Source organism: Streptomyces sp. NPDC051310, from assembly GCF_044455245.1.
GTDB lineage: Bacteria > Actinomycetota > Actinomycetes > Streptomycetales > Streptomycetaceae > Streptomyces.
This window is the reverse complement of sequence record NZ_JBITEO010000021.1, coordinates 56,482-78,079: the sequence shown is the minus strand read 5'-3', so window position 1 is coordinate 78,079 and position 21,598 is coordinate 56,482. Positions and strand designations below refer to the sequence as shown.

Here is a 21,598-nt window from a genome sequence, read left to right as displayed (position 1 = left end):
TCCGGCGCCGTGCCCGTCTGCGTCATCGGCGGCCTCACCGGCGGTTCAGATACGCCTGGAAGGCGCGGTAAAGCGTCTGGTTGGCGGTGCCGCCCAAGGCTCTCTCCCATTCCCCCAACGTCTCGACGACCTGTCCGCCGGTGCCGAGCTTCCACCGCAACAGTCCGTACGCACGTTCGCCAGGGTCAAGGGTGGAGGGTACCCCGCGCATGTCGTAGACGTCAGCGCCCAGCGCGTGGGCGTCCAGCAGCATCCGCCACTGCAGGGCGTTGGACGGCCGCACCTCCCGGCGGTGGTCGGCCGAGGCGCCGGTCTGGTACCAGACCCTGCCGCCCACGGTGATCATGGTGTGGGCGGCGAGTATCTCCCCGCGGTGGCGGGCCAGGTAGAGCTTCATCCGGCCCGGTTCCTCGGCGTTGAGCGCCGCGTACTGGCGTTCGTAGTAGGAGAGCGAGCGGCCGAGCCGGAAACCGTCGCGCTCCTCGGTGACGCACAGCAGGCGGTAGAACTCGGGCAGGTCGGCCGCACTGCCCACGACCACCTCCACGCCCTCCTTCCGGGCGCGCCGGACGTTGCGCCGCCACTCCTGGTTCAGCCCCGACCACAGGTCCTCGGTGGTGCGCCCGGCGAGCGGCACGCGGAAGACGTGGCGCGGCTGGGCGTCCCCGTCGTCCCCCGACCCGTCACCGCCGCAGCGCCGCCAGCCGCGGGCGCGCAGCCGTTCGGCCACCGCGGTCCCGAGCGGGTCGACCTCGCTGGCGAGGACGTCGCCCAGGCGCCGGCCCGGGCCGCTGAGCGACTTCAGCAGCGTTGCGTCCCAGCGCCGGTAGGCCGGGGAGGGGCCGATGCGCACGGCGAAGGCGCCCGCGCCCCGCAAGTGCTCCAGCAGCGGGCCGAGCCAGCCGTCGATGTCGGGGTCCGCCCAGTCGGCGACGGGCCCTTCGGGAAGGTAGGCGAAGTACTTCCGAGTGCCCGGGAACTGCCGCAGCAGCACCAGCGCCACTCCCGTCAGCCGGCCGGCCTGCGGATCAGGCCCCCAGCCGAGCAACCGGGCACGCCAGCCGTCCTTGACGTCGGCCCACGAGGGGCACTGCAGGAAGCCGGCGCCGAGCGCCGCACCGTCACGGGAGGTGAGAAAGGCGCGGTACGCCTCGGCGGTGACGCAACCCAGCTTGAGGGCCCGGTCGCCCTCCTCGTGAGGGCGTCGGGGCGGTACGAGCAGCGCTGACACGGTCTGGGCCTCTCCTTCTCCCCGGACTGTCGCGGGGTTGCACGAGATGCTCACAGCCGCCCATGACCGTCCCGCGCGGCGAATGTGACCGGACCATGACCGTTCCACACCAGTCGCCGTCACATTGCTCCGCCGCCGCTGACCTGGGCTTCTCCGGCTCTACAGTCACGACATGGGCTGCCCGGCCCCTTCCTCGCCGGCTTTCGCTCCCTTCCGTCACGGAGGTCCTGTTGCACCCCACACGTGTCCGCGTCCACGGCCCGGTACGCACCGCCGTCGCCGTGGCCCTGCTCGTACCGCTCGCGGTCGCCTGTTCCGCGAACCCCGCTCCGGCCACGGCGGACGCCGGCACGGCCGGGAAGGACGGCGACCGCCCCGTCACCGTGACGGTCACCCCCACGGGCCGGCAGGCCCCGGCCGGCAAGCCGGTGAAGGTCACGGCGGCGGCCGGACGTCTCACCTCGGTGACCGTCACCGACGCCGAGGGCCGCCGACTCGCCGGCAAGGTCGCGGCCGACGGCCGCACATGGCTCTCCGAGCGCAGGGCCGTGCCCGGTACGGCGTACACGGTCACGGCGGCGACCCGGAGCCAGGGCGGCACCGAGGGCACGAGCCGGGCCTCCTTCGCCACCGCCCCGGCGGACAAGATCAACAAGGTCGACTGGCGACCGGGAGCCGGGGCCACCGTCGGCATAGCCCAGCCGATCTCGCTCGTCTTCGACCACCCCGTCGAGAACCGGGCGGAGGTCGAGAAGCAACTGAAGGTCACCACCTCGAACGGCACCGGGGGTTCCTGGGGCTGGATGCGCGACTGGTCGGGCAAGGACCGCGTGGACTGGCGGCCCCGGGACTACTGGAAACCCGGCACCAAGGTCACCCTGAACGCCGAACTGAACGGCACCGATTCCGGCGACGGCGGCTGGTTCGTGCGCGACTACACCACCACGTTCACCATCGGCGCCCGGCAGATCGTCAAGGTGGACCTCGACAACCATCACCTCACGCTCCTGCGCGACGGCAGGACCGTCCGGCGCGTCCCCGTCTCCGGTGGCACGCCCGGCGGCGACAAGCGTTCCTGGCGCGGGACCGCCGTCCTCATGGCCAAGGAGGGCACCATCAACATGAACTCCGAGACGGTCGGCCTCGGTGACGCCTACGACAAGATGGTCGACTACTCGATGCGGCTCACCTGGTCGGGCATGTACGCGCACGCCGCCCCCTGGAACGCCCGCTACCTGGGCAACGCCAACCGGAGTTCGGGCTGCATAGGGATGAGCAGCGCCGACGCCGCCTGGTTCTACGGCCAGGTGCGGGCGGGCGACCCGTTCGAGATCACCGGCAAGGACACCAAGGGCGTCGTCGCGCCGAGCAACGGCTTCGGCCAGTGGAACCTGCCGTGGGCCGACTGGCAGCGGCTCAGCGCGCTCCGCTGAGACCGGGCCCCGTCGGCTCGCCCTGCGCGGCCGGCCTCCTACCACCGCCTACGGCGGACGCGGGGTCACGCCGGCGCACTGCGCGCCCAGGGGGTCCGGCTGCGGCAGGGGCGACGGTGGCTCGGGGACCGGTCCGACTGCGACGACGGTACGGGCGGCGTGACGGCGTACGGGCGGCGCCTTCCTGCGCGGCACCACCGCGGTGCCGTCGGATCCCCCCAAGGTCGCAAGGCAACGTCCCGTCACCGGGTATCTCCCGCTCACGCCCGGTGCACCGTGCCGAAGAACACCCGTCGTTGTAGTCCTGCGTGGCCTGCCGGCGCCGGCTTCGCGGGGACGGCCACCGTCGCTTCGGTTCGGCTCTGGCTGCGCACCGAAGCCTCGCTCGCCTTTACTCCAGCATGCGTTCCGCGTCATCCGGAACCCAGGGGAAGGGGACGTCGGGCCACCGTGTGGAGGTCCAAGCGTCGAGATCGACAGCGAGAACGGCAGCCATGAAGGCCTGCGGCGGCCGGTAGCCGTGGGCGGTGATGTAGTGCGTGATCAGAAACGGGGCGGCATAAGCCAAGCCCGGCCCACCCGGAATCCGTACCTCCCCGTTCCCTTCCGGAGCCTCATCCTCAGGACAGAGGTCGCACTCGTGCGCCCCGAGGCAGACGTTCATCCACTGGCACTCCTGGACAGCCTTCAGCTTCTCCACGAACGCCGCGGGGACCGTCCCTGTCGAGTACGGCTTACCGGCTTCCAGCCACCCGACGTTCAGGCGGGCGTACGCCGGGCGGTACCAGAGCGCGTAGAAGCCCGACTCCTTGTCCGTGAACGCGTCCTCGTCCTGGTAGTCGTACTCGCTGAGATCCTCGTAGTACACCCGCACCCCATCGCCGCCGCTTCGTCGAGCCCACGCGATTCCATGACCCGTCGGACACCATCTAGCGCCCATGCCGCGCCCCCCGGTCTGCCCGCCATCGGCGCCGGGGCTTGTCGACAGGGTCGTCGGCCGCGGCGTTCCGCGGTACGGATTGCGCGTCCGTGCACGTCACATACGGGTGATGCTGCGGTTCAGGATGGCCCGCAGCCGGTCCACGTCCGCCGGATTGGCGGTGCCCCGCTTGGGGAGGATGGCCATGCCCACGCCGTGCCGGTCGCCCGTGAGCAGGACGAACAGCTCATCGGTCTCGGTGTACCGGGGCAGCGCGGGCCAGCGGTACGTCATGTCCAGATCCCGTGAGAACTGCCGCACCCCGTCGTCGTCCACGACGACCCTGAACTCGCCCTGCGAGGCGTACATGCGGTGCAGTTGCTGCCCCTGCAGACCGGGCACCAGCGCGTACAGGCCGAGGAAGAAGGCCAGGGCCGCGACGCAGAACACCGTCGCCCCGAGACCCGGCCCCTTGCGGCCGGTGAGGTTCAGGACCAGGGCCCCCAGGATGAGGAGCCCGCACGCCAGCGTGATGCCGTTCTGCAACCGCCCCGCCGGGGTGGCCTTCGCCCGGGCGCGGATCGCCCCCACCGCGTCGGCGAGGACGGGCAGATACGTCAGCTCCACGGCGTCCCGCGTCGTGGTGGACCGTTCTTCGGTCACGGATCCTCCCGGTCGTTGGTGAGACAGCCCGTGATCGTAGCGGCCGGGCCGAACAACCGGACGATCGACCTCCGACGAACCCTGCGAATCTCACGAACCGCCCTTACCGCCGCACGTCGTTCGTGCCAGGAAGGAAGAAGGGGAGTGTCGTACCCGCGTGCGACACTGCCGCTCGTGTCTCTCGCAGATCTCACTCTCAGTCAGTGGCGGTCCTTCGATGCCCCGACCGCGCGTCGCGTCGCCCAGCAGGCCGCCGAACTGGTCGGCGGCCGTGTGACGGACGTCGGCACCGTCGAGCACCTGGGTGCCCCGCTGCACCGCGTCCGGATCGAGTGCGACGGCCGGGAGTTCGCGCTGATACCGGGAGGGCCGGTGTCCGTCGGCTTCGACCTCGATGCCTGGCGGCCGACACCCGAGCAGGCCGCGGACTATGCGGAGAGCGTGGAGCAGGGGTACGGCTACGGCCCCGACCTGCGGACGCACCTCGCGCAGGTGCTCAGTCCGCGCCGGAGCGTCGTCCTGGCGACCGTGCTCATGGCCGTGGAGGACGAGAACCTCTCCGAACCCCCTTCGGACATGCCCGGCGCGCTCGCGGCCCGCGGCTTGCGGATGCCGAGTGCCGACGAATGGGAGCACGCCTGCGGCGCCGGCGCCGGCACCCTCTTCCACTGGGGCGACACATGCCCGCTCGACCGCATCCCGTACGGGGACCGCAGCGGCCCGCAGAACCGGCCGAACGCCTTCGGTCTGCGCATCGCCTACGACACCTACCGCTCGGAGCTGACGAGCGACACCACCGCCATCCACGGCGGAGACGGCGGCGAGTCGGTGTGCGGCGGCTACGGGGCCCTGCTGGCGTGGCTGCCACTGGCCACGGCCAACCGCAACCCCTCGATGGCCGAGTTCGTCCACGGCCCCGAAGGGGAGGACCTCTACGAGGACTTCTCGACCCGGCCTGTGCTCCCGCTCTGAGCGGGCGGCGGACCCCCACCTGCGGCGGGGTACACCGCCGGCTCCCCTTCCCGGCCGATCACGGGGTCCAGTTGCCCAGCCAGTCCGAGACCTCCTGGGACGCGGCCTGGGGGTCGGTCAGGTGGGGACGGTCGGCGCTCTTCGGACCGGCGCCCGGACCGGTGTTCATGTATTCGGCGAAGCGGTCCTTCTTCCAGGAGAAGCCGCCCATGTCGGTCCACGGCGTGCGCTTGATCGCGGCGCTGAGCCTGGAATTGCGGACGGTGGCCTGAGGATCGGCCGCCTTGTCGCCGCCGGGGTGCCAGTTGCGGCCGAGGTGGAAGGAGGATGCCGCCACGTCACCGTTGATCGTGCAGCGGTTGCTGAGGATGCCCTTGCGGCCCGCCTGCGTGCTCGGCGCGGTGACGTAGCCGGCCGACGTGCCGTTCCAGCGCTTCTTGAGGGTGATGACCGACCGGTCGATCACGGCGGTGGCACGGCCGAAGATGAAGTCGACGTTGCCGACGATGGAGGAGTTGGTGACGTGGACGCGGCCGGGCTTGTCCTTCGCCGCGGTCTCCAGCTCCAGGGTGTCCTGGTCGCCGGTGATGAGCAGGCCGTCCAGCACGATCCTGTCCGCGGTCGTGAGCAGGGCGACCGCCTGGTGGTCCTTCAGGGACCGGTGGGCGGCCTCGTCGAAGTCGTTGGAGACGGTGAGGTTGCGGAGTTGGGAGTCGTCCGACCGGCGTTCACCGCGGCCTGGACCGTCCTGTACTGGCCGGTGCCGTCCTTGGCGACGGTGAGGGTCCTGGTGGCACCAGCGGTGGTCGCGGCCGCGGCCCTCTCCTCTTCGCCTGGCCCCGGACCGAACACGGACCCGTACGCCAGAACCCCGGAAGCGGCCGGCGTCAGCGGCACACCGATCGCCAACACCTTGCGGGAGCGGCGGTGACGGGGCGTGCGGCGGATCGCGCTCATGGGCAATGTCCGTTCCGTGCGGAGGGGATGATCAGCACGTGGTCGCCGCTGGGGGTGCATCGGGTTGCCGTGCTCGTCGGAAAAGGGCGGGGAAGTTGTCCGAGCGGCGTCAGACGCGCTGCGCCGCGACGGCGGCACAGCGCCGGCGCGGAAGGTGGTCACGAGGCGGCCCGCGGTCGGCGGTCGCCACGGCAGCAGCGCGCGCACGTATGCCGTTTCGGCAACGCGTGCACGTACGTCACGAACCAGCAACACCTGCACGTACGCCACGTCAGCAGCGCGTGCACGCACGCCGCGTCCGTACCTGGTACGCCCAGGTCGCACGCGCCAGCCCCAGCCCGTACAGCGCGAACCCGCCGTACGCCACGACCACCACCCACGGGGCGTGGTCCACCGGACCGGTGTCCGTCGCACCCGCCCATGCCAGGGCACCCCAGAGCATCAGGAAGATCCCGAACGGCGCCAGCGCGCCCGCGCCCGTCCAGCCGAGCGCCAGCAGCGGAAGCCGGGGAAGCCGCCCGCCCCACGGGCGGATCAGGGCCAGGGCCAGGGTCATGCCGGCGAGGGCGAGCACCGCGGTGACGTCGACGCCGTGCTCGTACAGCCGGATCCCGAGGTCGCTGGTGTACCGGGGGTCCAGGCCCGGCCGGCCCTCGCCCGTGTACCCGACGGTGAGCCCCAGGGCCCACGCCGTCTTCAGCACGGTGTACGGCACCAGCGCGGCCACGGCCGCATACCCCGCGGCGCGGCCCGGGCGGTCCACGACACGGCGCCGCGGGGAGCTGCCGCAGTACGGGCACGCGCCGCGCGCCCAGCGCCGGTAGGCCAGAGCCGCGCACCCCCACAGCACGGCGCCGAGCACCGCCACGCCCTCGTTCGCCAGCGCGGCGAGGTCGACGGGATCCTGGTTGCGGCTCAGGAAACGCAGCAGGTGGGCCGGGCTGAAGAGGAACCCGAAGCCCGACCACATGCACAACAGCACGACCGCCCAAGCGGCGTACGGCGGCCACCGCAGCCCCGGGGCCCGCAGCATCAGCCCGGCGAGAAGCGCGGCGGCCGCGTACGCCACCGCGAGCGACCACTCAACGGCCGTGCCGCGCCCCTGGGGGACCAGCGCGTACCCGAGCGCGGGCTCCAGCAGAGCGGCGAGGGTTGCGCCCGACGCGTACAGAATGCTCCACACGAGTGCGGCGCGGCCGGCGTTCGAGGGCCAGGAGTGCAGTGGTCTCATGGGCGACAGCCTTGCCGCCGGGAGCGCCGCAGGCATCGCGCCCGGGAGGGGTCCCGCTCCGCCGCACGGCGGAGCCCCCGGTCAACTCCTGGTCGGCCCGTGGGCGCAGGTGGCGTTCGCGTCTGCTGGCCGCCGTGCCGCGCGGCCGCGATGCCGTCGCGCTGTTGTTCACCGCGGCACTCGCACCGCACCGAACGTCCGGCCGCCCCTGACCGCCGCCGCCCTGTCGTGGGGAAGCGGGTCGTGCGCAGGTTCGTCCGACCGCTGCTGTCGATCCGTCGGCTGCCGCCCGCTCGCCGTCCCGGCACACGGCCCGGATCGTGCGCCGCCGGCCGGCCGCCGTGGGCGCCGTACTTCATCGGGCGGATGACCGGCGTCCCCTCCCACACCTCTCAGGTTCTCACCGCTTTTACAGCGCTGATGAGGCGGCGAGGTCGTGCGGGCTGAAGGTGCGGCGGTACGCGGCGGGCGAGATGCCGAAGGTGGTTCTCATGTGGGAGCGCAGGGAGTTGGCGGAGCCGAAACCCGCTCGGTGGGCGACCAGGTCGATCGGCAGGTCGGTGGTCTCCAGCAGTTGCTTGGCCAGCTCCAGGCGTTGAGCGGTGAGCCACTGCACCGGCGTCATGCCGACCTCGTCGCGGAATCGGCGGGTGAAGGAGCGCAGGCTCATCCGGGCGTGCTCGGCGAGCTGGGCGAGCGACAGCGGCTCGCCGAGGTGCTCCAGTGCCCAGGCGCGGGTGGCGGTGGTGCTGGCGACGGTGGGGTCGGGGATCGGCCGGTCGATGTACTGGGCCTGCCCGCCGTCCCGCCAGGGCGGTACGACGCACATACGGGCGGCCCGGTTGGCGGCGGCCGCTCCGTGGTCGCGGCGGATCAGGTGCAGGCACAGATCGACGCCCGCGGCCACGCCCGCGGAGGTCAGCACGTCGCCGTCGTCGACGAAGAGGACCTCCTCGTCGACCTTGACCCGGGGGTAGGCGCGGCGGAACTCGGGCGTCAGGTTCCAGTGCGTGGTGGCGGGCCGGCCGTCGAGCAGCCCGGCCGCGGCGAGCACGTACGAGCCGGAGCAGATGGACACCAGTCGTGCGCCGGGCCGGATGCCGGCGATGGCCGCGGTGACCTCGGGCGGCAGCGGGCCACCGCGGCCCAGCTCGGGCATGGCGTGGGTGGGCGGGATGATGACGGTGTCCGCCTCGGCCAGGGCCTCGGGTCCGGCAGCGGGCTGCACGGTGAAACCCGCGTCGCTGAGGACGGGGGCGCCGTCGGCGGTGCAGACGGTGACCTCGTACAGCGGGCGGCCCTGGACGTCCTGCGCGCTGCCGAAGACACGCGAGGGGATGCCGAGCTCGAAAGGCGGCACCCCGGGCAGGGCCAGTACCGCGATCCGGTGTGTGCGTGCGGTCCTCTCCATCCGGCCCCGCGCTTCTCCGGTCGTCGCCCGCCGCTTCTCGCTCATGGCCAGATCCTGTCACATAGTGGCCGGACGGCCAACGCCATCGGAAGAATGGATCCCTGATCGTGGACTGCGGCGCGCCGGGGACCACCCGGCGCCGAGCCGATCGAGACGAAGGACGAGGCGGACAGCATGCGTGCGGTGGTCGTGGAGCAGTGGGGCGGACCCGAGAAGCTCATCGAACGTGACATCGAGCGCCAGGAGCCGGGGCTCAACGAGGTCCTGGTGCGGGTGCACGCGGCCGGGGTGAACCCGGTGGACTGGAAGACACGGGCCAGTGGCGCCCTCATCGAGTGGGGCGCCGTACCGGCGGTCGGCTGGGACGTGTCCGGCACGATCGAGGCGGTCGGACCCGGCGTGGGCGTGTTCCGCCCCGGCGACGAGGTATTCGGGATGCCGCTGTTCCCGCGCCAGGCGGGTGGGTACGCCGAGTACGTCGTGGCGCCGGCCCGGCACCTCGCGCGGAAGCCGGCCGGCCTGACGCACGTGGAGGCGGCGGCGCTGCCGCTCGCCGCGCTCACCGCCTGGCAGGCCCTCGTCGACGCCGCGGACGTCCGCCCCGGTGAGCGGGTGCTGGTGCACGCGGCGGCCGGAGGCGTCGGACATTTCGCCGTGCAGATCGCCAAGGCACGCGGCGCGTACGTGATCGGTACGGCCAGTGCCGCCAAGCAGGACCTGGTGCGGGAGTTGGGCGCGGACGAGGTGATCGACTACCGCTCGGTGCGCTTCGAGGATGCCGTGTCCGACGTCGACGTGGTGCTGGACGGCCTCGGCGGCCAGACGGCCGAGCGCTCCCTGAAGGTGTTGCGGGACGGGGGCCGGCTGATCACCTTGCCCGGCCCCGATGACGTCCCCGCCGCCCGGGAGGGGGTGCGAGCGATGTGGGTCCTGGTCGAGCCGGACCATCTCGGTCTGCGCGAGATCGCCGCACTCGTGGAGCAGGGCGCTGTGAAGCCGGTCGTCGAGACGGTCCTGCCGCTGGCGGAGGCCGCCAGGGCACACGAGATCGGCGAACTGGGCCGCACCACCGGCAAGATCGTCCTGACGGTCGCCTGATCCTGCGACGGCACCCGCGCGGCGCCTGCCCCCGCCACGCCGGGCAGCCGGAGAGCTCCGGTGTCCCCGGCTCGGTGCGGTGACGGCGTGGCGGGCCCCGGGGGGCAGGACGGCGGGGTGTCCGCTTCCGCGGACACCCCGCCTCGGGTTCGCTCCCCTCGACGGCCGCACCGGACGGACCGGCGGCCGGTGCGACCGGGGGCCGGTCAGGCGGTGTGGAGACGGAGTCCGTAGCGCCCGAGGATCTCGTTGACGGGCTGGAACCACGTCTCGCCACCGGAGGAGCAGTTGCCCCATCCGCCGGAGGTGACTCCCTGTGCCTGGTCGCCGCTGATGAAGGACCCGCCCGAGTCACCGCCCTCGGCGCACACGCTGGTCCTGGTCATCTGGTGCACGGCGCCCTGGCTGTAGTTCACGGTCTCGTTCTTCGCCAGGACCGTGCCGCAGTGCCACCGCGTCGTGGAGCCCGACCTGCAGACGGAGGCACCGATGGGCGCCTCGGCCGAGCCTCGCACCAGACGGTCCGGCACCGTGCCCCAGCCGAGCACCACCGGGACCGTCCACCAGCCATTGTGGATGCTCACGTACGCGTAGTCGTCGCCGGGGAAGGAGGAGCCCTGGAACGTCCCCATCGCGGAACCGTCCCAGCCGCGCACGGCCGCACCGGCACGACCGCAGTGACCGGCGGTGACGAAGCCTCCGTGCACGGAGAACCCGATGGAGCAGCGGACGTTGCCGGTGTAGTAGGGGTCGCCGCCGACGGTGCCCGCCGCGTACGTGACCGGGGCGCGTTCCGTTTCGGCGACCGTCACGGGGCCGACCAGGCGGGCCCGGTCGACGAACGCCCGTACGGCGGGGCTGTTCCGGTCGGCGCGCACCACGGTCACGACGACACGGTTGGCCCGGGGGTCGACGTGCCAGCCGGCCACTCCGGCGGGCGCGCGCAAGGCGTCGAGCCGGCTCTTGACGCGGTCGAGGACGGTTGAACCGTGCCGGACGATCCGGGTGTCCGCTCCCAGCTCCTCCACCTCGGCGGCGTTCGCGCGGTCGGTGAGCGCGACGACGAGGCGGCCCTTCGCGGGGTCGAACCAGGAGCCCGCGTACGCCGATCCGGCGGCACGCTGCGCCTGCCGCTCGACCTGCGCCGCGGCCCGCTCGGCCAGTAGCCGCTGTTCGGCCTGCTCCCTGGTCAGGCCCAGGTCCAGGCGCATGCCGTCGACGAGACCGGCCGCGGCGGTCCTGGGAGCGTCCGGTGCCGCGGCGGCGGCCGTGGCCCGCGGGCCGGTTGCGCCCAAGGCGGCCGTGAGCAATAACGCCGCGGCGGCGGTACGCAGGACGGGAAGGCGTCTCATGATTCCTCCGATGGACGACAGGATCCGGCGACCGCCGGCCCGGGAAAGGCGTGAGAGCGCTCTCAACGCCCGCCAGGCTAGCCGCGCGGACTTGTCAGGTCCATACCATCCAGAGGGCGGAATCGCGTCAGCCTTCCGGCTCGCACGCACGGGCCGTGCCCCCGGAAGAGCCGCCGGACACCCCCCCACCCGTGCAGCAAGGTGGCGTCGTGCCGTCGCACACCCCAGTGCCTGCGCCCGCCTCAGTGCCTGTGCCCGCGCCCACTCCAGCGCCTGCACCCACCAGTTGCCTACGCCCCCGGCGCCTGCGCCCTCCGCCCGCTGCGGCGGACGCACCGGGCTGCCCGGCGCCGGACGCAGGGGATCGGCGCGTGCTGCTGTGCAGCGGGGCCGGAGCGATGACGTCGGCGATGTCGTCATCGCTCCGGCTCAGGCCATCGGATCCGGATGGCTCCGGTCACCTGCGTGGACGGCCGGCGCTTCCGGATCCCGCCGCTGCCAGGCCGCGTTGAGGCGCGCGAGCCGGCCCGCGGCGGCGATCCCGCGCAGGCAGGCGACCTTGCCGTCGCCGACCTCGAACATCACGGCGCCTACGACCCGGTCCTCGAGCACGGCGAGGACGGCCGGGGAGCCGTTGACCCGCGCGATGGTGAACGTGGGCCAGCCGCCGGCCAGCCGACGCTTCGCCGGCGTGGGGGTGAACCCGGCCCGCACGTAGGAGGCGACGCGCTCACGCGTGCTGTACCGCAGCAGCCGCCTGGCCAGCCCGGCACCGTCCGAGATCGCGGTCACGTCGTCGGTCAGCAGGGCCACCAGCCGCTCGGTCCGCCCCGACGTGGCGGCTTCGAGGAACTCCTCGACGATCCGGCGTGCGGACGCGGGATCCACCTCGCCGCTGCGGCGGCGCTCGGCGGCGATCCGGATCCGTGCGCGGTGGACGTGCTGCTGGCTCGCGGACTCGGTGATGTCGAGGATCCCGGCGATCTCGGCGTGGGAGTACGAGAAGGCCTCGCGCAGGACGTAGGCGGCCCGCTCGACCGGGGAGAGGCGCTCCATGAGGGTCAGCACGGCCAAAGACACCGATTCGCGCTGCTCGAAGGTGTCGGCCGGGCCGAGCATCGGGTCGCCTTCGAGGAGCGGCTCGGGCAGCCACGCACCGGCTGCCCGCTCGTGCCGCGCGTGCGCCGAGCGGAGCTGGTCGAGGCAGAGATTCGTGAGGACCTTGGTCAGCCACGCTTCGGGCACCTCGACCCGGTCATGGTCTGCGGCCTGCCAGCGCAGGAACGTGTCCTGCACGGCGTCCTCGGCGTCGGCGGCCGAGCCGAGCAGACGGTACGCGAGCGAGACCAGCCGGCCCCGGCCGGCCTCGAACCGATCGACGGCTGCGCTGTCCATGCGGAGCAGCCTAGGCGGCGACGCCCACACCGGCCCGGTCGGGCGCGGTGGTCAGGCGGTGCTTGCGCGTCGGCATGCCGAACGTCGGGTGGGCGATGCCCCACGCGGCCCCCTGGAGCACGGCCGCTTTGAGCCGCGCGGCGGTCCGGCCGCCCAGGTACCAGGATTTCGACCGGACGTCGCTGTCGACCATCTGGAAGATCGCGTCCCGTCGCCCGAGGCTGATGTGGTTGCCGTAGTACTTGAGCCTGGTGGTCGGAACCTCACCGCCGGTCAGGCGCGCGATGATCGCCGCGGTGGCCTGCATGTTCGTCAAGCCGGCCGAGGCGCAGGACATCGGCAGGGGCCGGCCGTTCTCGCCGATCGCGTAGGCGCAGTCACCGGCGGCGTAGACGTCCGGGTGCGAGACCGAGCGCATGGTGCGGTCGACGACGATCTGACCGGTCCCGGCCACCTCCAGACCGCAGGCGGCCGCGAGGGGGTGCACGGCGAAGCCGGCCGACCACACGGTCACGTCGGCAGGGATCGAACCACCGTCGGCGGCGATCGCCCGCGCCGGCTCGACGGTACGGATGTCGGTGTGCTCGTGGACAGTGATGCCGAGCCGGTGGAAGGCGTCGCACAGGTGACGGCGGGCCTTCGCCGACAGCCACGCGCCCGGCTCGCCGCGGGCGGCGAGCGCGACCGAGAGGTCGGGCCGGGACTCGGCGAACTCGGTGGCGGTCTCGATGCCGGTCAGCCCCTCACCGACGACCAGCACGGTGCCGCCCTCGCCGAGGCCGGCCAGGCGCTCACGCAGGCGCAGCGCGGAGGACCGGTCGGCGACATCGAAGGCGTACTCGGCCACGCCGGGGACGCCATGGTGGGCGACGGAGCTGCCGAGCGCGTAGAGAAGCGTGTCGTACGCAAGCGCGCCGTCACCGTCCTCACCGGTCACGGCCACGGTCCTGCGCTCGGGGTCGAGGCCGGTGACGCGCGCCAGCCGCAGCCGCACGCCGGTCCCGGCGAACACGTCGGCGAGCTTCCGGAACGGGACGTTCTGGCCGCTCGCGAGCTGGTGGAGCCGCATCCGCTCGACGAAGTCGGATGCGGCGTTGACGACGGTGATCTCGGCGTCGGCGGGGGAGAGCCGACGCGCCAGGTTCCCGGCGGCGAAAGCCCCGGCGTACCCGGCGCCCAGTACGACGATGCGGTGCTTCATGGCGTTGCTCCTGTCTCGGTCGCGTGCCCCTTGAACGAGATGGCGTCCCCATTGCTGACAGAAGCCGGGTGTGACGCCGGTCACCGAACCGGGTCCTGGAGGCGACGTCCGTGTAAGGCCCTTGGGGCAGCGATGCAGCGGGCCCACGCCTGATGAAGACGGGGGCAAACTCGCACCCCTGCGCAGGGGGCGCGCGGCCCCGGAGCCTGGTGGTGGTGACACCAGGACCGGTTCACACTCGGTGCCGTCCGCTTCCGGCTGCCAGGCTGCCGGCATGACACAGCGCACCACTTTGATCACCGGAGCCACCCAGGGCATGGGCCGTGGCCTGGCGTTCGACCTCGCGGCACGGGGCGGGACGCTCCTGCTGCACGGTCGCGACCGGCTCCGCCTCGACCGCGTCGCCGCCGAGGTGCGGGCCGCCGCTCCGGGCACCACGGTCCGTACCTACCTCGCCGATCTGTCCGACCTCGACCAGGTGCACGCGATGGCGGCCCGGATCCGTGCGGCCGAGCCCCGGCTCGACGGGCTGATCAACAACGCCGTCGCCGGCGGCGGTGCCGAACCGCACAAGCGGGAGCTCAGCGCCCAGGGCCACGAGCTGCGCTTCGCCGTGAACCACCTCGCCCCGTACGCCCTCACCCGCGGTCTGCTTCCCCTGCTCACCGCCTCGGCGCCCGCCCGGGTCGTCAATGTCGCCTCGATCGGGCAGGAGACCGTCGATTTCGGCGACATCATGCTGGAGCGGGACTACGAAGGCCTGCGCGCCTACTGCCGCAGCAAACTCGCCCTCATCATGGCCACCTTCGAGCTGGCCGCCGAACTCGACGGCACCGGCGTCACGGTCAACACCCTCCACCCCGCCCACCTCATGGACACCGATGGGGTGCGCGAGTACGGCCTCGTCCCGGTGACGAACGTCGAGGAGGGAGTGCGGCCGACGGTCAGGCTGCTGCTCGACCCCGACCTCGCGTCCACCACGGGGCGCTATTTCGACCAGTTCACCGACACCCGGGCCCATGAGCAGGCGTACGACACCGAAGCCCGCGAGCGGCTGATGAGGCTGACCGACGCCCTCGTGGGCCGTGTGCCGTCAGCGGGGCGCCCGGACTGAACCGTACGGCCGGGCGACCATGCGGAAGGAGGGCTGCCGCACGGGCCCTCCCGTGCCGTGCCCCCGGATTGCGGGGTCGGCCGGCCCGGGGCTCCGGCCAAGGAGGGAGAAGCCACTTCAATGGGTGCCGTCCGCACGCGAGGCAGCACTCATGGCAAGGAGCGCCGGTGGTGGTGGGCTTCGCCTCTGTTGCCTTGCTGACGCGCTGTTTCGCGGTTGAGGGTATGACGGGCGGGAAGCCGAGGTGCATCCGATCGGGCGCCGGCGGTCGGGCATGCCGAGGCAGGACGAAAGACTTCGCGACCGCCACGGCGCCTGACGCGGTCCACCCGAGTGCACGGCTCGGCCGGCTTCCACCCGGCACGGCCCAGCAAGTGGACGTCGAGGAAGGCGATGGAGGTCTCATGACCGAGTACCCACAGCTCTTGCAGACGGTGCTGGACACCACCAGGCCGAGGGAACTGGCGGAGTTCTACCGGCGGCTGCTCGGATTCTCCTACCGTCCCGGCGACGAGCCACCCCAGGACAATGGCTGCGACGAGCCGCATTGGCTCGTCCTGCGTGATGCCAACGGCGTGGCCAGGCTCGCCTTTCAGCAGGTCGCCGAGCTGCCGCGCACGACATGGCCACGCCATGACATCCCCATGCAGGCCCACTTGGACTGCACGGTGCGGGACGTGGACGCATTGCACCGGCAGCGCGCGCGAGCGGAGTCACTGGGTGCCCGCCTCCTGCTCGACCGGCACGACGACGCCGAAGAACCGCTGTTCGTGTTGGCGGACCCCTCAGGCCACCCGTTCTGCATCTTCGTCGCCTGACCGCCCGCGTGCCGTCGCGCATGTGCTGTGCCCTCATGGGGCCGCTCTCTGCTGCGTCGTCGTGCTGCCGCTGCCGACCGGGCCGTGTCGCGGTTCGCCGCCGTACGGGGCCGTGCAGCCGGCCCTGCTGTCCTGTCGAGAGTCGTCCTCCGCGTCGTTGCCGTGCGGTGGCCGTCCGCCCGTCCGGCGGCGAGACGAGGAGCCGCTGAGTTGCCGCTCGGCGTCCGCTGCGCCGCGTACCGCGTCCGGCCCCGCCGGGCCGCTGCCGCCGTGTCGCACCCCACGGCGTCCCGGCTGCGGCCGCGCCGAGCGAGCGCGGGGCTGCCTGCGCTGCGGAACGCTGTCGTGGTGTTCCCGTCGCGGCCGACCGTCCTCGTCCGGTGGACCGTGGCCTCGCCCGCTGCCCTGTGCCGGACTCGCCCGGCGGAGTATGTCTCCTAATCGTCAGCCTGAGCCGCGGAATGGTACAGACGTGCGGAGAGGAGGATGTCCTGGGCGGTAATGGTGCGCAGCAGTTCGTCTTCGGCGGTCGACCTCGCCTTCAGGGGTCGGCGAGCGGGCGCATGAAGGGCGCCAATCAGCTTTCTATGGCTGCAACAAGGCGGCAAATGGCACTGCAGTGTTAGCTGTGAGGCTGGAAACTCCGTACCTCTCCCCCTCCCGTTCGCTTTCCTGCTCTGCTTCAGCCGGATCATCCGGCTGGTCATCCGTAGATGATGAAAGGTATGTGTACGTGTACGAGTCATCTCGGTCCATCGCATAAACTGCATTGACGTACACCGGCCGACGCGTCACATTGATCAGGTTGTTGTTGTGGCGCAACCTGCCGCGATGTGTGACGAACTCCCCGCATTCCGCGGGCGGGCACGCCGATTCGTCATCCCACGAGTAGTGCGGGATGAAAAATTCATTGTCGATCCTTCCGCGATCCCTCCTCAGCACATCCATGTTGAACACGACCTCCATCGAGTCGTATGTGGCGCTGCTGGGAAGTTGAATCACCTTTTCGTAGCTGAATTCCTCTCCAGGTTCGAAGTGGGTACCTGCCGAAGTGATCTTTCCGGTGGTTACGGTCTCCCATTCGGGGGGGTCGGCGTGAAGATCGGCCGTCTCCTCGTTCGTCAGTGCTTTCCTCCGTCCCCGGAGTCCTTCCTCGGATTTTTCTGAAGTCATCACCCGGTTCCCATAGACGGAGAAATCATCGTTGATGACGTAGGCCGCCACCTTTCCGATGTTTTTTGCATGCAATTTCAGTGGAACGTAGACCGTCTGACGGTCGGGGGTTTGAATCGGGCTTCCAAGGCGAGCTGTGAGCTTGAAGAGAATGGGGGCAGAGGCGGGCTGATATACGACCGAGTATGCTAGATTCACCGTGGCGATAAGTGCTGTTGCCGCCACTCCCGCAGCGAATTTTTTCGGATGGGGGGTCCCTCTCCAGGCCTTTCCTCGAAGTAGAGGCCAAAGAGCCCATGCGGACCACACCCAGAGGGGGAGGTATGCGAAAAGATAGCGAGTGTACTCTGTTTCCTGAAGCCATAGGAACAGAAGCATCGAGGTGGTACCCAGAGTAATGAGCACTCCGAGCAGAACGACCGCCCCCGCGTACTTCCACTGACGCTTCCCGAAGTAATCGATGGCCGCCAGGGCGGCCATCCCCACATACACACCGGACAAAATGAAGACGCCGCCTGCTACTCGCTGGGCGAAGGTAAGGGCGTTGAATGCATCCGGAATGCCGATCAGGATGAGCATCACCATGGAACCGAGGAGCCCCACGATCATCAAGGCGCTGGTGATCCGTCGGACCCACGTGCGATCGGGCCACGTCTCGCTGCCTCCGCCGCGCCAGTGGATGGATGACCTGTCATGCACATCCATATTCCTCTGGTACCCGAGGCGCCTGAGGACTCTTCGTAGTTCCCGGAGCGACCAGACGCTTCCCACGGGCTCGCCGCCGATACTGATCCCACGCAGCCCCCGCAAGTCGGGCGGCTCCACCACTACCTTCGGTCTGTTCGCCATGGAATCAGGCTCCAGCCCTTGCGTGGTCGGTGCCATCCGGACCCAGCCGACCGGATGACAGCAACCGTTGGCTCCGTGACAGTCGGAGGCCGCCCTGCAGCTGGGGCTGACGACAGGTGACCCGCCGTACTCCGACACCATGACCGCCTGCCGTCCCGGCCACCCCCACAGCTCGCGTAGCTTTGTACGCCAGGACGTGTCCCACCCGTCATCGCCGTGCCGAGACCAGCATGGCGGCGAGGCGAAGTGGGATCTGCCAGGACGAGCGGGGAGGCATGTCCGGCGAAGTCTTCGAGCGACCACCACGGTCGGGGGCGCCGGGACGGCCGCTGGGGGTTCGTAGATGGTCCGTACACTGCGGGTGGCGCCCGTTGTCGCTCCACTGCGATGGTGCTGCTGGGGTCCGGCTTCTACGGCAGCATCGGCGAGGTCACATGGCCGGACGTCGGCAACGGCTACTTCGTCGGCCACGGCGAGCCGGGATGCGTGGAGGCGTTGCCGGGATCCTCGTGCAGCCGCTGCTGGTAACCGCGCTGCCGGGACGTCACGCCTGTGCGCCTCGGCAGTGGTTTCCTAGGATGTGCGCATGGCAACGAGACTCGTGCAGATCAATATGAAGGCTCAGGACGATTCCGCGCTCGGTCGGTTCTGGGCGGAGGCACTCGGCTGGGGCATCGACAGCGAGGCACCCGGTGTGACCAACCTCGAACCCGTAGGATTCGCCTACCCAGACCCCACGGCCGTCTGCATCGACATCGTCGCCCGCCCGGAACCCAAGACGGTGAAGAACCGGGTGCATGTCGATCTGGCCACCACCTCGGCCGCCCACCAGGCCGAGTTGGTCGGGCGCCTGAAGGACCTCGGCGCGACGCTCGCCGACGTGGGTCAGGGCGACGTTCCCTGGACGGTCATGGCCGACCCGGAGGGCAACGAGTTCTGCGTCCTGGAGCCCCGCCCGATCTACCGGGACACCGGGCCGATCGCCGCGGTGGTGGTCGACTGCACCGACCCACGAGCGATGGCCCGGTTCTGGGGCGAGGCGATGGACTGGACGGTGCACGAGGTCACGGACAGGCAAGCGACCATGCGCTCCGCCCAGGGCGTCGGTCCCTACCTGGAGTTCGTCGCCACCCCTGACACCAAGAGCGGGTGGAACCGCGTCCACCTCGACGTCCGCCCCTACCCCGGGGACGACCTGGCAGCGGAGGAGGCCCGGCTCCGCGCTCTGGGCGCCACCGACCCTGGTATCGACCAGTCCGCTATCTCGTGGACGGTTCTGGCCGACCCGGAGGGCAACGAGTTCTGCCTCCTCACTCCTAGCTGACCTCATGAGCAACGACTCCGGCCGTCTGCCGGTCAGCGGCGAAGACCGCCTGGCCTCAGGGGAGGCGGCCGGAGACGAGGCGGTGTCTCCTCGGCGAGTGAGCGAGCGTCACGTGACGCCGCGAAGGCATGAGCGGGCGCCGTAGTGGTGCCGCCGCCCGTGCCTCAGCCGTCTCCGCCGGTGATGTTCCCGCACTGCCGCCGTCCTGGCGCCCTGCCCGGGTCCCCGCCGTCGGACCGCGGCCGCCCGCTGCGCCGAGTCCGCAGGCTGCACCGCGCTGCCGTGCCGCTGCTCTTCCGCCGGGCCGTTACGCCGCCGGCTGACCTCGTCGGCTCCCATTGCCGTTTCGGCCGCCACTCGGGTGACGGCCGGTCGTCGTTCCCTCGTAAGCGCTGCCGCCGCTCGGTAGCCGTACGGTGGCCGCCCCGGTGTCGGACCGGAGACGCCGCCGTGTCGCCGCCGGGCCGTCGGCTGCGCTGCGCACGAGAGGACGGGCCCGAATGCTGAGGGACGGAGCTGTCGGAATGACGCCCGGGCGCCGGCCGTGGCGTGCCTCCGCACGCCTCCGGCTCACCGGCGGGAGTCGGCTCTACTCTGCAGGCAACCCGTCCGGATACCGGACGGCGTCCTGCCACTCCGCATTCCCCTGGAGGCCATCATGCCCAGTCCACCGCAGCCGTTCGGCACCGTCGTCAGCAACATCGGCGTCAACCTGCGGAGGTATCCGAGCACGGACTCCGCGGTCATCGGCAACCTGAGCCACGGTGCCGAGGTCGGCCTGCGCAGCAAAGTGCACGCTCAGAACATCGACGGCAACAGCATCTGGTACCTGCTGCGCGACAAAGCCGCGTGGGTCGCCGCCCGGCACGTCGAAAACACAGGACAGGTGCCGCTGTCCAAGGACGCCGAACCGGCCGGCCCGCAGGGCTGACAAGGGAGCTCCTTCAGGGCTCCACCAAGCCGTCCCGGGGACATCCCCATGGCTGTCCCCGGGACCGGGCCGGTGCCTCGGTGAGCGAGGCGGTGACCGAACGCTCTTCACTCCCGACACGAACCGAACGCGCGGAGCCCGTATCGCAGCTCTCTGCTCGTCAGGCCCCTCGCGTCGCCTGACGGATCCCCCTGCACCGGGATCTCGAGGATGAGGAAGAGGCTCGGGTCCCTGCGGCTGCGGGGATCTGTACGGTACGCGCAGCCCGCCCTCAGGGCCTGCCGTGCCGCTCACCGCCGCACGCGCGGGTGTCGTCGCGTCGCCGCGCAGGTCCGGTAGCAGCGGGATGGACACGCTGAGGGACGTCGGTCGAGGGAGCCGGGGTGTCGCTCGGCCAATCGTTCAACGGGTGTCGGGGGGTGCACCTGTCACCGGCCCCGGTTCGCCAATGAGCCGGCCATGCGACCTCGTCGATCGCGAGCCACGGTGCGATGGCCACGGCCGTGGGCGTAAGCCCGGTGAAGGACTTGACCTCGCGGTGGAGATGGGACTGGTCGGCGTAGCCGCTCCGGGCGGCAACGCCGGCAGCGTTGTGACCCGCCGCGAGGAGGTGGGCGGCATGGTCGAACCGCACCAGTCGGGCGGCCTGTTTGAGGCGCCGTTGCAGCGCAGCACCGTTCTGGTCGTGCGGTACGTGGTGCGCCGCAGGTCGGCGACCAGGTCGTCCGGGACGTCCACCGGACGGGCGTCCGCCACGCCGAGGCTCTTGCGGATCATCGAGTCCGAACGTACGGCCCACAGGAGGGGGCCCAGAGGCGGGGCCAACAGCAACCGGAGGAGGACCGGCTGCGGAAGGAATGCTTCGGGGCTCGGGCCGGAGCTGATCAGCGCGAGCGACCTCACCAGGTCGGGGCGCTGTTCGGCCAGCGCGGTGGCGACGTAGCCGCCGCTGGAGTGCCCGACGACGGCAGCGGGATGGAGGCCGAGGTCGTCGAGCACCGCAGCCACCCCGCCCGCCTGCACGGGCACGTCGTACGCCGGCGCGGGCCGGGACCGGCCGCAGCCCGGGAGATCGATTCGGACGACGTGATGGTGGCCGGCGAGTGCCGGGACCAGCGGGCCCCAAGTGGCGCCCGAGGCACCCGATCCGTGGATCAGCAGCAGCGGCGGCGCTTGCCACGGGCCGTCGTGGACCACGTGCATTCCGTGCACGTACTCAATGCGTTGTTCACCCATGCGGTGATGATGCAGGGGCTGCCGACTGATGGTCTTGTACATATGTCGCCGCGGAGTGACGACCGCCGAAACCAGGCGGCCGTCGCCGTTCGGCGCTCCGCCGGCGGCGGTTGGACAGGCTCGTACTCATACGGCGGCCGGTCGTTCTGACTGCGTCGGCGGTCCGCTGCGCCACGCCCTGGCCCCTGCTTGCGGCGGGCGTCGACGTACCCGCGGGGTCGGGTGCCGGGGCCTCGCGCATGCAGCGTTCCGCTCCCCCTGCCCCGGGGGAGTGGTTCCCTGCGCGCCCC

The 21,598-nt window shown here is 71.3% G+C and carries 17 protein-coding genes and 3 pseudogenes; 8 read left to right on the top strand and 12 right to left on the bottom strand.

Going from position 1 to position 21,598, the window contains the following annotated elements:
* Positions 1-34: 34 nt before the first annotated feature.
* Entirely contained in the window at positions 35-1,231 is a 1,197-nt protein-coding gene (locus tag ACIA79_RS26435; protein WP_399430821.1) for a lipid II:glycine glycyltransferase FemX, read from the bottom strand.
* A gap of 230 nt (positions 1,232-1,461) precedes the next feature.
* On the opposite strand from ACIA79_RS26435, the gene ACIA79_RS26430 reads away from it, so the two are divergent.
* Positions 1,462-2,664, top strand: coding sequence for an Ig-like domain-containing protein (locus ACIA79_RS26430; RefSeq protein ID WP_399430820.1), 1,203 nt, complete (start codon positions 1,462-1,464; stop codon positions 2,662-2,664).
* A gap of 391 nt (positions 2,665-3,055) precedes the next feature.
* On the opposite strand, the gene ACIA79_RS26425 is transcribed toward ACIA79_RS26430, so the two are convergent.
* Together ACIA79_RS26425 and ACIA79_RS26420 are read right to left on the bottom strand one after the other, a co-directional pair.
* Positions 3,056-3,532: a hypothetical protein gene (locus ACIA79_RS26425; RefSeq protein WP_399430819.1), complete on the bottom strand. Its 477-nt coding sequence runs from the start codon at positions 3,530-3,532 to the stop codon at positions 3,056-3,058.
* A gap of 168 nt (positions 3,533-3,700) precedes the next feature.
* Complete coding sequence (locus tag ACIA79_RS26420) at positions 3,701-4,246, bottom strand: YcxB family protein (protein WP_399430818.1); 546 nt, start codon at positions 4,244-4,246, stop codon at positions 3,701-3,703.
* Positions 4,247-4,420: 174 nt separating this feature from the next.
* Between ACIA79_RS26420 and ACIA79_RS26415 the strand changes: the two genes are divergently transcribed.
* Positions 4,421-5,218, top strand: coding sequence for a hypothetical protein (locus tag ACIA79_RS26415; RefSeq protein WP_399430817.1), 798 nt, complete (start codon positions 4,421-4,423; stop codon positions 5,216-5,218).
* Positions 5,219-5,276: 58 nt separating this feature from the next.
* Here ACIA79_RS26415 and ACIA79_RS26410 read toward each other — a convergent pair.
* The 3 genes and pseudogenes from ACIA79_RS26410 to ACIA79_RS26400 all read right to left on the bottom strand — a co-directional run.
* Positions 5,277-5,939, bottom strand: a pseudogene (locus tag ACIA79_RS26410) (pectinesterase family protein); the annotation flags it as partial.
* A gap of 507 nt (positions 5,940-6,446) precedes the next feature.
* Complete coding sequence (locus ACIA79_RS26405; RefSeq protein ID WP_399430816.1) at positions 6,447-7,406, bottom strand: hypothetical protein; 960 nt, start codon at positions 7,404-7,406, stop codon at positions 6,447-6,449.
* Positions 7,407-7,815: 409 nt separating this feature from the next.
* Positions 7,816-8,817, bottom strand: a complete 1,002-nt coding sequence (locus tag ACIA79_RS26400; protein ID WP_399430864.1) for a GlxA family transcriptional regulator — start codon at positions 8,815-8,817, stop codon at positions 7,816-7,818.
* A gap of 174 nt (positions 8,818-8,991) precedes the next feature.
* Here ACIA79_RS26400 and ACIA79_RS26395 point away from each other — a divergent pair, with 174 nt between their 5' ends.
* Positions 8,992-9,915 (top strand): NADP-dependent oxidoreductase, encoded by a 924-nt coding sequence (locus ACIA79_RS26395; protein WP_399430815.1) that lies wholly within the window; start codon positions 8,992-8,994, stop codon positions 9,913-9,915.
* 206 nt (positions 9,916-10,121) lie between these two features.
* On the opposite strand, the gene ACIA79_RS26390 is transcribed toward ACIA79_RS26395, so the two are convergent.
* The 3 genes from ACIA79_RS26390 to ACIA79_RS26380 form a co-directional block, all read right to left on the bottom strand.
* A complete protein-coding gene (locus ACIA79_RS26390) occupies positions 10,122-11,267 on the bottom strand; it encodes a S1 family peptidase (RefSeq protein WP_399430814.1) in 1,146 nt (381 codons plus the stop codon).
* A gap of 429 nt (positions 11,268-11,696) precedes the next feature.
* Entirely contained in the window at positions 11,697-12,662 is a 966-nt protein-coding gene (locus ACIA79_RS26385) for a sigma-70 family RNA polymerase sigma factor (RefSeq protein ID WP_399430813.1), read from the bottom strand.
* Positions 12,663-12,672: 10 nt separating this feature from the next.
* Positions 12,673-13,863 carry an NAD(P)/FAD-dependent oxidoreductase gene (locus ACIA79_RS26380; RefSeq protein WP_399430812.1) on the bottom strand — a complete coding sequence of 397 codons (1,191 nt, stop codon included), beginning with the start codon at positions 13,861-13,863 and terminating at the stop codon, positions 12,673-12,675.
* Between the two features lie 274 nt (positions 13,864-14,137).
* On the opposite strand from ACIA79_RS26380, the gene ACIA79_RS26375 reads away from it, so the two are divergent.
* Both ACIA79_RS26375 and ACIA79_RS26370 read left to right on the top strand, forming a co-directional pair.
* Positions 14,138-14,977 carry an SDR family NAD(P)-dependent oxidoreductase gene (locus tag ACIA79_RS26375; RefSeq protein WP_399430811.1) on the top strand — a complete coding sequence of 280 codons (840 nt, stop codon included), beginning with the start codon at positions 14,138-14,140 and terminating at the stop codon, positions 14,975-14,977.
* Between the two features lie 404 nt (positions 14,978-15,381).
* Positions 15,382-15,795 (top strand): VOC family protein, encoded by a 414-nt coding sequence (locus ACIA79_RS26370; protein WP_399430810.1) that lies wholly within the window; start codon positions 15,382-15,384, stop codon positions 15,793-15,795.
* A 585-nt stretch (positions 15,796-16,380) separates the two neighbouring features.
* Here the strand turns inward: ACIA79_RS26370 and ACIA79_RS26365 are convergent.
* Positions 16,381-17,817 (bottom strand): hypothetical protein, encoded by a 1,437-nt coding sequence (locus tag ACIA79_RS26365; RefSeq protein ID WP_399430809.1) that lies wholly within the window; start codon positions 17,815-17,817, stop codon positions 16,381-16,383.
* 387 nt (positions 17,818-18,204) lie between these two features.
* Between ACIA79_RS26365 and ACIA79_RS26360 the strand changes: the two genes are divergently transcribed.
* From ACIA79_RS26360 to ACIA79_RS26350, 3 genes are all read left to right on the top strand, one after another.
* A complete protein-coding gene (locus tag ACIA79_RS26360; protein WP_399430808.1) occupies positions 18,205-18,345 on the top strand; it encodes a hypothetical protein in 141 nt (46 codons plus the stop codon).
* A 58-nt stretch (positions 18,346-18,403) separates the two neighbouring features.
* The gene (locus tag ACIA79_RS26355; RefSeq protein ID WP_399430807.1) at positions 18,404-19,141 is read left to right on the top strand and encodes a VOC family protein; all 738 of its coding nucleotides are present in this window, start codon (positions 18,404-18,406) and stop codon (positions 19,139-19,141) included.
* A gap of 658 nt (positions 19,142-19,799) precedes the next feature.
* Positions 19,800-20,072, top strand: coding sequence for an SH3 domain-containing protein (locus ACIA79_RS26350; RefSeq protein ID WP_399430806.1), 273 nt, complete (start codon positions 19,800-19,802; stop codon positions 20,070-20,072).
* 454 nt (positions 20,073-20,526) lie between these two features.
* On the opposite strand, the pseudogene ACIA79_RS26345 reads toward ACIA79_RS26350, so the two are convergent.
* Both ACIA79_RS26345 and ACIA79_RS26340 read right to left on the bottom strand, forming a co-directional pair.
* Positions 20,527-20,724, bottom strand: a pseudogene (locus ACIA79_RS26345) (helix-turn-helix domain-containing protein); the annotation flags it as partial.
* A gap of 2 nt (positions 20,725-20,726) precedes the next feature.
* A pseudogene (locus ACIA79_RS26340) lies at positions 20,727-21,308 on the bottom strand (alpha/beta fold hydrolase); the annotation flags it as partial.
* Between the last annotated feature and the right edge of the window lie 290 nt (positions 21,309-21,598).

Coding starts and splice junctions, on each gene's coding strand:
- ACIA79_RS26395 (WP_399430815.1), top strand. CDS start 8,992: ATGCGTGCGGTGGTCGTGGAGCAGTGGGGCGGACCCGAGAAGCTCATC.
- ACIA79_RS26355 (WP_399430807.1), top strand. CDS start 18,404: ATGGCAACGAGACTCGTGCAGATCAATATGAAGGCTCAGGACGATTCC.
- ACIA79_RS26370 (WP_399430810.1), top strand. CDS start 15,382: ATGACCGAGTACCCACAGCTCTTGCAGACGGTGCTGGACACCACCAGG.
- ACIA79_RS26365 (WP_399430809.1), bottom strand. CDS start 17,817: ATGGCGAACAGACCGAAGGTAGTGGTGGAGCCGCCCGACTTGCGGGGG.
- ACIA79_RS26375 (WP_399430811.1), top strand. CDS start 14,138: ATGACACAGCGCACCACTTTGATCACCGGAGCCACCCAGGGCATGGGC.
- ACIA79_RS26405 (WP_399430816.1), bottom strand. CDS start 7,406: ATGAGACCACTGCACTCCTGGCCCTCGAACGCCGGCCGCGCCGCACTC.
- ACIA79_RS26360 (WP_399430808.1), top strand. CDS start 18,205: ATGGTGCTGCTGGGGTCCGGCTTCTACGGCAGCATCGGCGAGGTCACA.
- ACIA79_RS26380 (WP_399430812.1), bottom strand. CDS start 13,863: ATGAAGCACCGCATCGTCGTACTGGGCGCCGGGTACGCCGGGGCTTTC.
- ACIA79_RS26400 (WP_399430864.1), bottom strand. CDS start 8,817: ATGGAGAGGACCGCACGCACACACCGGATCGCGGTACTGGCCCTGCCC.
- ACIA79_RS26350 (WP_399430806.1), top strand. CDS start 19,800: ATGCCCAGTCCACCGCAGCCGTTCGGCACCGTCGTCAGCAACATCGGC.
- ACIA79_RS26390 (WP_399430814.1), bottom strand. CDS start 11,267: ATGAGACGCCTTCCCGTCCTGCGTACCGCCGCCGCGGCGTTATTGCTC.
- ACIA79_RS26385 (WP_399430813.1), bottom strand. CDS start 12,662: ATGGACAGCGCAGCCGTCGATCGGTTCGAGGCCGGCCGGGGCCGGCTG.